This is a genomic window from Funiculus sociatus GB2-C1 (assembly GCF_039962115.1).
In the GTDB taxonomy this organism is placed as follows: domain Bacteria; phylum Cyanobacteriota; class Cyanobacteriia; order Cyanobacteriales; family FACHB-T130; genus Funiculus; species Funiculus sociatus.
Map to the genome: position 1 here is coordinate 78551 of NZ_JAMPKJ010000021.1, position 10549 is coordinate 89099.

Sequence of the window (10549 nt, forward strand, 5' to 3'; positions counted from 1 at the left end):
CTAGCTGTAGTGAAGGTGTGCAAGAAGATTTGTTGAGTAACCGTTAAATTGTTTACCTTGGACGATTCTGACTTCGCCCAAGATTTCCATCAACTTGATTGTAATTACTAATGCCAATAAGCGTCGATCCAGTGCGTCAAAGTCCATTAACTTTCCTGCTCTGACCGATTGCCTTCCTCTGAGGGTACCACGGGGTCACGAGCCGCAGCAACTTTAACTAGGGCGTGGCGCAAGACGCGATCGCCTATAAAGTATCCCCGCACCAGCTGTTCGATCACGGCTCCTTCTGGATATTCATCAGTTGGTTCGCGCATCACCGCTTCGTGGAGATTCGGATCAAATTCTTGTCCTTCCGGACGCATTGGAGATACTCCAATGCGCTTGAGTCCGTCTGCCAGCTGTTTGTATACCCCTTGGTAGCTTTTGTGAATGCTCCATTCTCCGTCTGTTTGGGGTTTGATTTGCGATCGCGCCCTTTCAAAATTATCTACCACTGGCAGTAATTCTGTTATCATGGCGCGTTTTACTTGCACCTCCGAGTCTTCTTTTTCTTTGAGGTTCCGCTTGCGGAAATTTTCAAAATCTGCCGCAATCCTCATATACTGCGTTTTGAAAGACTCGCACTGCTGGGTGCGCTCTTCCAGCTGCGCTCTGGTTGCCTCTAGTTCCCGCTTCAATGCCTCACTAGCAGATGAATCGCCCTCTTGTGCGTTTTGATCGGCTTCGGCTTCCCTTGATGTTGCAGAGGCTTCTGGTACCGCATCAGATACTTGGTCGCCTTCTACTTGCACGTCTAAATCCAGTTCTCCACTCATGTTTCCTGTTTCAGATAATGGTTCATTCCCCATTCCCTCTACCACCATTGGGTCATCAACCCGAAGTGAAGTGTTATCTTGCTGATTTTCTTCCTCGTTCATTCGGCTCTCATCCCAAGTTTTGAGACTGCTCACACTTGCTTGTTTGTTAGTCCTGTCTTGACTATCGCCCGTACCATCTTATGATAAGGAATCTGGGTCAGTGGCCCGCAGCCGGAGTAGATCGGAATAATTGGTAAAAGGGTGCGACAGGAACCTCCTTTTTCTAGAATAGTGTTCCAGGGCATCATGCCAACACTTTTGGACACTGCGATCGCTTTACTTGTCTAAAACTAACAAGTTATGCAACCGATATCAGGGCGCTTTTATTGGCACTTGAGCCAACCTACTCCCTCCGCTGGCATTTGGGCGTAATACGCTAGTATAAACTGGACTTGTGTAACATTAGTGTAACGAATCCGCTTATGCCCATGAATTAAGCGCGCCTACCAGATACGAGAATCTAGACATTCCACTATGGTTTTATTGCAAAATAATATATTAAAACAATCTTGCTCGTAATACTGGGCTTTTGGCTATCATCGAGAATGTTGCATCCCTAGACAAATAAAAGCGTTTGTGCTGACACCAATATTTAAGCCATCCCGGAATCAAAATCCTCCGGCTTGTCTTACATCTTAAACTTACAGCACCGTTCTACAGGTATTACTGCTTACTACTCTTGAAAGCACCATCTGCTTTGAAAGCGGTGCTTTTCCCATAAAAGCACCGTAACCGCTCAAAATGGATGAAGGCATGGTCTTTAATACTGCTGCCTGGAACAGCCCCAACTTGGTTGCCCAACAACAAAGTAGTTTTAACTGAAAAATTGCAATTTTGCTGATCGTTTTGGGAACAATCTGTAATATAAGGTATGATCGCGCCTCTATGACTCAATCTTCACCACGAAATCGCGCCCTTGCTGTCCGCAACGAATTTTCGCCCTTCGGCATGAAGGTGATTCAGCAGGGCTTAGTTGATGCCGACCAGATGCGGCAGGCTATGGTCGAAAGCCGGAAGTCTGGTAGACCCCTAACAGAAGTCCTAGAATCGATTACAGGGCGGGCTTTGCCCCCAGATTTACTGCGCCAATACAAAAAACAACAGCTGTTTGAGCTAAAAATACTTTACGGTGTGGAATCGCTAGATCCGGAAATCAGCCAGATTCCGACTGGGCAGCTGCGCGCTTTGATTGAAACCCTGATTCCAATTGATATTTGTAGTCGCTATCAACTGGTGCCATTATCCAAAAACGACTCCGAGCCGCCCTCTGTGCTAGTGGCAATGGTCGATCCCGATAATCTAGCCGCTCAAGACGACCTTAACCGCATCTTGCGACCTCAAGGAATTGGGTTGCAGCGAATGGTGATTACGCGGGAAGACTATTTGCATCTGATTAACCAATATCGAGATGAAAAAGTAAAAAACGAGGAAGCAGCTCGACTTCAAAAGCAGACTGATGTCTCAGACGTTATTGAAAGTTTTGGCGTTTTAGAAGATGCACCTGATGAAGATGATGGTGACATCAGTAAGGAGCAGGCAGAAGATAAACCGATCATTAACTTGGTCAATAAAATCCTCCTCAAGGCTCTGCAAGAAAAGGTTTCAGACATTCACGTTGAACCCCAAGAAGAATACTTACGCATTCGCTTTCGTAAAGATGGGGTGTTACAGCAAGCCTTCGATCACTTGCCCAAACAAATCATCCCAGCTGTCACTGCCCGCTTCAAAATTATTGCTGAGCTAGACATCGCCGAGCGGCGGATGCCTCAAGATGGTCGTATCCGGCGGGTGTTTGAGGGACGCAAAGTTGACTTTCGGGTGAACACCTTACCTAGTCGCTACGGTGAAAAGGTAGTATTGCGGATTTTGGATAACTCTGCTACTCAGCTGGGTTTGGATAAATTAATTTCCGATCAAGAATCCCTAGATATTGTCAGAGAGATGGCAAGCCGTCCCTTTGGCTTAATTTTGGTGACAGGGCCAACCGGGTCTGGTAAGTCTACCACCTTATACTCAGTTTTGGCAGAACGGAACGATCCGGGAATTAATATCAGTACGGCGGAAGACCCGATCGAGTATGCCTTGCCGGGGATTACTCAGGTGCAGGTGATTCGAGAAAAGGGAATGGACTTTTCTTCGATTTTGCGGGCGTTCATGCGACAAGACCCGGATGTGATTCTGGTGGGCGAGACGCGGGACAAAGAAACGGCAAAAACGGCAATTGAAGCAGCACTTACCGGACACTTGGTACTGACAACGCTACACACCAATGATGCAGCCGGTGCGATCGCTCGCTTAGACGAAATGGGCATCGAGCCATTCATGGTATCCGGTTCCTTGATTGGAGTCTTAGCACAACGTCTGATGAGGCGCGTTTGTAGCGATTGTCGCGATTCCTATACCCCCAGCAAAGCTGAACTGGAGCGATTTGGTCTATCGGCTTCTAACCTTGAAGATATTACCTTCTACAAAGCCAACACCTTAGCACCCGATGAAGCTAAGGAAGCCAAAGCCCAAGGCAACTTATGCCAAAAATGTAATGGTATTGGCTACAAAGGTCGCGTAGGTGTCTATGAAGTCATGCGCGTGACCGAGGAGCTGCAAACCTTAATCAGCCAAGGTGCGCCCACAGAGCGCATAAAAGAACTGGCTGTGGAACAGGGAATGAAGACCTTGTTGGCATACAGCTTACAGCTGGTACGCGAAGGCCATACCACTCTTGAAGAAGTAGAACGGGTAACGTTTACTGATGCCGGTCTGGAGGCAGAACTTAAAGCCAAGCGCAAGAGCGGTCTTGAGTGTAAAACTTGCACTGCTGAGTTAAAACCAGAGTGGTTAGATTGTCCTTACTGTATGACACCTCGCTTTGCAGACTAAACGCACTAAACAAACTAGCAATTAGCAATTAGCAACGGACAAACAAAGGAGACAGCCTAATGGAATTAATGATTGAAGACTTGATGGAGCAACTCATCGAAATGGGTGGCTCAGATATGCACCTCCAAGCAGGAGCGCCAGTATACTTCCGCATCAGTGGGAAATTGACCCCTATCGGTACCGAGCCGCTTCCCCCCCAAGAGTGCCAGAAACTAATTTTTAGTATGCTGAACAACACGCAGCGTAAAGATTTGGAACAAAACTGGGAACTGGATTGCTCTTATGGGGTAAAAGGTTTAGCTCGCTTCCGGGTCAATGTTTACAAAGAACGGGGTTACTACGCAGCGTGTCTGAGAGCTTTGTCTTCTAAAATTCCTAACTTTGATCAACTGGGTTTGCCAGATGTTGTACGGGAATTGACTCACAGACCGAGGGGATTGGTACTGGTGACAGGACAGACGGGTTCCGGGAAAACCACCACTCTCGCTGCGATGATCGACTTGATCAACCGGACGCGGGCGGAACACATCTTAACAGTGGAAGACCCGATTGAATATGTTTTCCCGAACATCAAGAGCTTGTTTCACCAGCGTCAAAAAGGCGAAGATACCAAGAGCTTCGCTAATGCCTTGAAAGCGGCGCTCCGGGAAGACCCAGATATTATTCTGGTGGGGGAAATGCGCGACCTGGAGACGATTTCTCTAGCAGTTTCAGCCGCTGAAACTGGTCACTTGGTGTTCGGTACGTTGCACACCAGCTCAGCAGCTGGCACCATCGACCGGATACTGGACGTGTTTCCTCCAGAGCAACAGCCGCAAATCCGCGCTCAGTTGTCTGGTTCATTGTTGGCAGTCTTCAGCCAATGTTTGGTGCCTAAGCATAACCCGAAAGCCGGTGAATATGGTCGGGTTATGGCTCAGGAAATTATGCTTGTGACACCTGCGATCGCTAACTTGATTCGAGAAGGCAAAACCGCTCAAATTTACTCGGCAATCCAGACCGGAGCAAAATTGGGGATGCAGACGATGGAACAGGCTCTAGCTAACTACGTTAAAGCTGGTTCCATCTCCTTTGAAGCGGCGATGGGCAAATCGTCTAAACCTGACGAACTACAGCGGATCATCGGTGCAGCTCCAGCCGGAGCCAAAGCAGGCGCTCGATAATTAAAGGATGAAGGCTGAGGAATGAAGGCTAAAGAAAGAAAGGAAGAACAAAAAAGAATCAACTCTCAATCAGATTCTTCCATCTAGCTTTATCTTTCCCAATTCTGACCTTCATCCTACCGTAACAGGCGATATGCGATCGCCTTTCATTCTCTCATTAACCTTTCTTCTCTCATCCAGAGGTGAGCTATGCCTACCTACATTGCTGATGTGCGTGACTCTACAGGAGCCGCTAAAAAAGACAAAATTGTTGCCGACTCCGTTGCTAATGCGCGTGATGCCTTTCGCGAAAAGTGGGTTTCTGTTGGAAATATTAGAGAAAGTAAAAGCTTTGACATCAGCAAATTAAGCCTGGAAGACATTAAAACTTCCTTAGCCTCAGTTACAGTCAAGGACAAAGCCGTCTTTTCCCGTCAATTTGCCGCTATGGTGAATGCGGGTGTGGCTATTGTTAGATGTCTGGGCGTTTTATCTGAGCAATGCAGCAATCCTAAGCTGAAAAAAGCTTTAGTGGAAATTAGCGCTGAGGTGCAGCAGGGTGTCAATCTCTCTGATGCCATGCGTAAACATCCGGAGTGCTTCGATAATCTCTACGTCAGTATGGTACAAGCTGGTGAGGTTGGAGGTGTCCTTGATGAGGTACTCAACCGCTTAGCCAAGGTACTAGAGGATATGGCGCGACTGCAAAACCAAATCAAAGGGGCTATGGCTTACCCAATGGCTGTGGGATTTTTGGCAGTCGTTGTATTTATCTGTATGACGGTGTTTTTGATCCCAATTTTTGCAGGCATTTTCCAAGATTTGGGAACAGAATTACCCGCGCTAACTTTGTTCATGCTGTGGATCAGCGGAATTCTTAGAAGTTGGAGGATTATCATTCCCATAGCTGCTGTGATAATTATCTCCATCGTCTACAGATGGTACTACAAGACACCCGTTGGTCGTCTGACTATGGATCGTTTTTTCTTGAAAATGCCGCTGTTGGGTGACTTAAATGAAAAATCATGCGTCGCTCGTTTTTGCCGCATTTTTGGCACCTTGACTCGTTCTGGGGTGCCAATTCTAACTTGTATGGACATTGTTAGAGATACGGCCGGAAACCAGGTAATTGCGAATGCAGTGGATGCAGCTAAGCTGGACATTCAACAGGGTGGCATGATGAGCTTAGCTTTGCAAAAAGAGCAGGTTTTCCCAGTTCTAGCAATTCAAATGATTAGTATTGGGGAAGAAACTGGTCAGTTAGATGCCATGATGATGAAAGTGGCAGACTTCTATGAAGATGAGGTGGAGCAAGCTGTGAAAGCACTCACCAGCATTCTCGAACCTATCATGATGGTAGTGTTAGCCGGGATGGTAGCGGTGATTTTGCTGTCAATGTATCTACCGATGTTTGCAGTGTTTGACAAACTAGGCTAAATAAAAAGGCAAAAGGCAAAAGGCAAAAGAAAGGATGAAGGGTAAAATAGATTTTGATATTTATTTGAAATCCAATATTTCTGATTTTTTGTGTCTTTTGTCTTATGCTTTTTGAGGGACATAATCAAAAATGTTCCGAGATAAAATTCAAAATAAAAATATGTCTGTTAAACAATCCCATTACGAAGCTAGTTTGGCGGAGTACAGTAACCACTCAGGCGCGATCGCATTGCTCAAGCAGTACCGCCCATATCTAGAGATGATTCCTAGTATGCGGCGAGCTGACGAAAGCGCGATCGCTATACCTCTGCCAATAGTGCGTATTCGCCACAACGTACCAAAGGGAGATATCGGCGTTGTCACGCACACAGATGAAGCAATTCGCCTGCCTTCTGATGTCGCAATTTTGATGTGCGATCCAGAGTGGAAAATCAAAATGGGGGTGGAAATATTTATCTTTATCCACCGTCCTCAAGAAGACTTTTCCGACTTGCTGAGTCGCTGGCGGCAAACTCAAGTTTGGCTAGATAAAGATTATGAATGGGTGATGCCTCACCGATATAAGCACATTTTCAGCGAGGGTGCACAAAAGATTTATCCCCTATTCGTAGTCTTTGAAGAAACTCCAGAAAGGATTAAGCGGGGCTTAATGGGGGCAAGCTTCCCCTTTGTCATCCAGACACCAACCTTGGATATTGAAGAGGAGACATCGGAAACCTTCTTGCCGAAAAGTCCACCAGCTTCATAAAGGCAAAAAGTAACAAAAGCTAATTGCTAATGCTAATAAAAAACAATTAGCAATTAGCTTTTTGCCTTTCTATTTTACAAATTGCGGCATGACTTCGGCAGCGGTAAACAAACCGTAGATGCCTCGCCGATGCAACGCTACGCCAGCTTTGAGATAACCGAAGGCAGGTCCGCAAACATTTGCTGCCATACTGGTTTCATCCCCAAGGGTGAAGGTATGGGTGGAAATTTTGCCCTCAAAGGTGCGTCCCGTTACTTGGACATTAGTGCTGAGCGGTTTTTTGGGATTGCGGGTATCAACAACGCCGCCCACTGTGACGCGATCGCGTTCAACAATTCCCGCTAGTTCCAGCATCACATCATCGGCGTGTTCCATATTCTCCAGAGTCAGGATGCCATTGGTTTCATCCAACAACGCTTCCACCTCGCGATCGCTCATCCCTCTGGCGCGTTCCACATCGTAACCTGGTAAATGGGCAATATCCTCGCGGATAGTCGCCCGGTAAGCTTCCCAATTGGCAATTCCTACCCCAAACGTAATTTTGACGCTGTGGATTTCTGAATAACTCTGCGCGGCTAAGGCAGCTGCCGCCGTCAACAAGCCCGGTGTCGCACCGCAGCCAGTCATATAAGTAATACCAGCCGCTTGCAGCTCCTCAGAGAGCGCTAACATCTGTTGGACGGCACTCGTGCGCTTCATAGCATCTACCAGAACACCCCGCCAACCTGACTGGATAAATTGCTGCGCCACAGATGCCATAAAGGTGTTGGGTAAATTTGGCAGGGCCAGAAAATAGCCATCCACGGGGTTTGCTTGTTCAATTAAATCTTGAATGCTCTGGCTGCTGAGGGTGCCTGCTGACTCTAAATAACCAAGCGAACCTTGAGCTTGATAAGTCGCAATGCTGGCATCTGGATCTAACCCTGCGGCAGCGTAGGCATAGCCTTTCTGGTCAGCAGCCGCCACCAAAATCATCTCGCGTTTTGGTGCAAGAACTCTGGCAGCAGCCTGCCCCAGTCCCCCGAAGCCCAGAACGCCCACTCTAATAGGATTAGGGTTTTCCTCCCCTCTCCCTTGATAAGAGAGGGGCTGGGGGTGCAAGCTAGTTGGATTGATGGAAACACTCATAGCGTCTTACCGAAACTGAACAAACTTTAATTATCTAGGCTGATTGACCCAATCCCAAAATCGATCCAAGACCTGAAATTTGTTCATAAAGAACAAACAAATTTTTTCCCTATTCCAACCATGAGGATTTATTCTTACCAACTCCTAAATTCCCAGTCTCATTGACTAGGTATTATTGCTATTCATCTGCCAAGCTCTGGGATCAAGATGCTTGTAAGCTTTTTTACCAGATTTTGAAATAATTCTCTATCTTGACGGAGATGTAAAGTTAAGCGACACTGACAAATAATAAAAGCACGACTCGCTCAAATCATTAAGTTATGTTACCTTTTGCGTCGCTTTGATTCAATCGAACAACATTAATTTAGTGAGATGCCCCTGAGTCAGTCCCTAGAAAGATGTCTTATACGGCAACATCAGCACTATGGTTATTGCCGCCGCCTAACTTCTTGGATTTCTTAAGCAATGAGCATGGAATCATTAGAGTTTGTCATTTATCCGGATGGACGGGTGCAGGAAAAAGTCACGGGAATCATCGGGGCCTCCTGCTCTGAAGTGACTGCCGCCATTGAAGCGCAGCTTGGTGTGGTACTCACTAATGAGCCAACTTCGGAATTTTTTGCCTTAGCTGTTGAGCAAAATGCGGTGGCGACAACCCAAGCCACTTATAGCGAATGGTAATTTTTTTGTTTAATCCATCTTTATTCATTTGAAAAAACCGCCATGTCACACTTTAGCAACATCAAAACTCAAATCCGTAACCTTTCTTCTTTAGAAGCTGCTTTGACAGACTTGGGAATTGACTGGAAATCTGGTCCTAGCACAGTACGAGGCTATCGCGGTCAGACCCGTACTGCCGAAGTTGTCATTGAGCAGGACAATGGTTCTGACCTCGGCTTTAGCTGGAATGGTCAAGAATACGAACTGGTCGCTGACCTACAGTATTGGCAGCAAGTCGGGTCTGTGGATCGTTTTCTTAATAAAATAACTCAGCGTTACGCTTACCATACGGTTATCAAAGAATCTGCTAACCAGGGCTTTCAAGTTGCTGAGCAAAAACAAAATGAAGATGGTTCTATCCGCCTAGTCGTGCAGCGCTGGAGTGCCTAATGTCTGAGGAAGCACCCTCTGGGATAGAGCAGACTCCTGGGCGTTCTGGTCTAGAGCCAGAGTTAGGTGGTATTTGGCGGGATGCACCGGAACGTTCTGGTTTGGAGCCGGAGTTAGGTGGCAACCTGCGACAAAAGGGAGTCTATGTTGACGAAATAGTTTGTATTGGTTGTAAGCACTGCGCCCATGTTGCCCGGAATACATTTTATATTGAGCCAGACTATGGGCGATCGCGTGTAGTTCGCCAGGATGGAGATTCAGAAGAGGTAGTTCAAGAAGCCATTGATACCTGTCCTGTTGATTGCATCCATTGGGTCGATTACACGGAGCTGAAAAAGCTCGAAGAAGAGCGGCAGTATCAAGTCATACCCATCGCTGGATTTCCGATTGACCATGCTGTTACTGCTACCAAAAAGCGGCAGCAAAAGCTCAAGAAAAAGCAAAAGTCAGCTAATTAGCAAAGCTCGCGCACATGGCTGTCTTCCTAAAAAACCCTCAACCGCAGTTGGCTGTTGAGGGTTTTTAGCTTCATAAGCTGTGGTGTCTTTTTGCGGGGTAAGTGGTTGGATAACTGCTATAGCCTCCAACTGAACTAATATTTGAAATTAATCTATGATTAGATAAAATTTTTGAACAGCAATAATTATTAATTAAAGTTTATTGAAAAATGCGATCGCCGTGACAGCTTTTTTAACTTTAGGCAGAAAATTCTCTTTCCCAAAACCTTAAACCATTGGTTTGAGGCGATTTCAAAGATGCGATCGCTGTGCCAGTTTTGTTAGCTGGGCAGCGAAAAAAGTGATATTAGCTACCTATTACTTGCAGCGATCGCCGCGAAAATTGCTTAAATTGGTTAGTGTTAGCGGGTGCGATCGCGTATTTTCCCCATTGTTGAGCATAGTTCTAGATGCCAGGATATTAATACCTTAGGTAACTTTTAGGGCTTTATGCAGACAATCTCCGAATATGAAATCCAATCGGGGTGCGTGTCACCTTCTTGAGAGAAAAATTAGGCTAGGAAAGAAGTCTACCTCCCAAGGATCTGATGACTCCAGAAGAGCAAGCACAACTGCAACAGAGCATTGATACCATTGCTCAGATTCTCTATCGCAATACCCCTGCCGAGCAGTTGCAAACCTGACTGCCTGACACATCTTTGTAGATGCTTGGTAGATCAAGGGTGACAGGTTAATGAACGGATGCGAGAGAACCAAATCTGGTCATAGAAATCATGCTCAGCCCGTTTAGAT

The 10549-nt window shown here is 46.3% G+C and carries 9 protein-coding genes and 1 pseudogene; 7 read left to right on the forward strand and 3 right to left on the reverse strand.

Going from position 1 to position 10549, the window contains the following annotated elements; genetic code table 11:
* Both NDI42_RS12370 and grpE read right to left on the reverse strand, forming a co-directional pair.
* The gene (locus NDI42_RS12370) at positions 1-147 is read right to left on the reverse strand and encodes a hypothetical protein (protein ID WP_190421610.1); all 147 of its coding nucleotides are present in this window, start codon (positions 145-147) and stop codon (positions 1-3) included.
* A complete protein-coding gene (gene grpE / locus NDI42_RS12375; protein ID WP_190421671.1) occupies positions 147-917 on the reverse strand; it encodes a nucleotide exchange factor GrpE in 771 nt (256 codons plus the stop codon). Before grpE ends, NDI42_RS12370 begins: the two co-directional genes overlap by 1 nt.
* An 825-nt stretch (positions 918-1742) precedes the next feature.
* Here grpE and NDI42_RS12380 point away from each other — a divergent pair.
* The 4 genes and pseudogenes from NDI42_RS12380 (at position 1743) to NDI42_RS12395 (ending at position 7061) form a co-directional block, all read left to right on the forward strand.
* Positions 1743-3734: a GspE/PulE family protein gene (locus NDI42_RS12380; protein ID WP_190452122.1), complete on the forward strand. Its 1992-nt coding sequence runs from the start codon at positions 1743-1745 to the stop codon at positions 3732-3734.
* 56 nt (positions 3735-3790) lie between these two features.
* Positions 3791-4897 (forward strand): annotated as a pseudogene (locus NDI42_RS12385) (type IV pilus twitching motility protein PilT); the annotation flags it as partial.
* A 189-nt stretch (positions 4898-5086) separates the two neighbouring features.
* Positions 5087-6313, forward strand: a complete 1227-nt coding sequence (locus tag NDI42_RS12390; RefSeq protein WP_190452124.1) for a type II secretion system F family protein — start codon at positions 5087-5089, stop codon at positions 6311-6313.
* Positions 6314-6473: 160 nt separating this feature from the next.
* Entirely contained in the window at positions 6474-7061 is a 588-nt protein-coding gene (locus NDI42_RS12395; RefSeq protein WP_190452126.1) for a hypothetical protein, read from the forward strand.
* A gap of 69 nt (positions 7062-7130) precedes the next feature.
* On the opposite strand, the gene bioU is transcribed toward NDI42_RS12395, so the two are convergent.
* Entirely contained in the window at positions 7131-8189 is a 1059-nt protein-coding gene (gene bioU, locus NDI42_RS12400; protein ID WP_242017513.1) for a (S)-8-amino-7-oxononanoate synthase BioU, read from the reverse strand.
* A gap of 471 nt (positions 8190-8660) precedes the next feature.
* On the opposite strand from bioU, the gene NDI42_RS12405 reads away from it, so the two are divergent.
* Genes NDI42_RS12405 through NDI42_RS12415 form a run of 3 tightly spaced genes read left to right on the forward strand, consistent with a single transcriptional unit; the run spans position 8661 to position 9757 of the window.
* Complete coding sequence (locus NDI42_RS12405) at positions 8661-8870, forward strand: DUF2997 domain-containing protein (RefSeq protein WP_190421675.1); 210 nt, start codon at positions 8661-8663, stop codon at positions 8868-8870.
* 42 nt (positions 8871-8912) lie between these two features.
* Positions 8913-9299 carry a DUF1257 domain-containing protein gene (locus NDI42_RS12410; RefSeq protein WP_190421620.1) on the forward strand — a complete coding sequence of 129 codons (387 nt, stop codon included), beginning with the start codon at positions 8913-8915 and terminating at the stop codon, positions 9297-9299.
* Entirely contained in the window at positions 9299-9757 is a 459-nt protein-coding gene (locus tag NDI42_RS12415) for a ferredoxin (RefSeq protein ID WP_190452128.1), read from the forward strand. Before NDI42_RS12410 ends, NDI42_RS12415 begins: the two co-directional genes overlap by 1 nt.
* Positions 9758-10549 lie beyond the last annotated feature (792 nt).

Coding starts and splice junctions, on each gene's coding strand:
- NDI42_RS12380 (WP_190452122.1), top strand. CDS start 1,743: ATGACTCAATCTTCACCACGAAATCGCGCCCTTGCTGTCCGCAACGAA.
- NDI42_RS12370 (WP_190421610.1), bottom strand. CDS start 147: ATGGACTTTGACGCACTGGATCGACGCTTATTGGCATTAGTAATTACA.
- NDI42_RS12415 (WP_190452128.1), top strand. CDS start 9,299: ATGTCTGAGGAAGCACCCTCTGGGATAGAGCAGACTCCTGGGCGTTCT.
- grpE (WP_190421671.1), bottom strand. CDS start 917: ATGAACGAGGAAGAAAATCAGCAAGATAACACTTCACTTCGGGTTGAT.
- NDI42_RS12395 (WP_190452126.1), top strand. CDS start 6,474: ATGTCTGTTAAACAATCCCATTACGAAGCTAGTTTGGCGGAGTACAGT.
- NDI42_RS12410 (WP_190421620.1), top strand. CDS start 8,913: ATGTCACACTTTAGCAACATCAAAACTCAAATCCGTAACCTTTCTTCT.
- bioU (WP_242017513.1), bottom strand. CDS start 8,189: ATGAGTGTTTCCATCAATCCAACTAGCTTGCACCCCCAGCCCCTCTCT.
- NDI42_RS12405 (WP_190421675.1), top strand. CDS start 8,661: ATGGAATCATTAGAGTTTGTCATTTATCCGGATGGACGGGTGCAGGAA.
- NDI42_RS12390 (WP_190452124.1), top strand. CDS start 5,087: ATGCCTACCTACATTGCTGATGTGCGTGACTCTACAGGAGCCGCTAAA.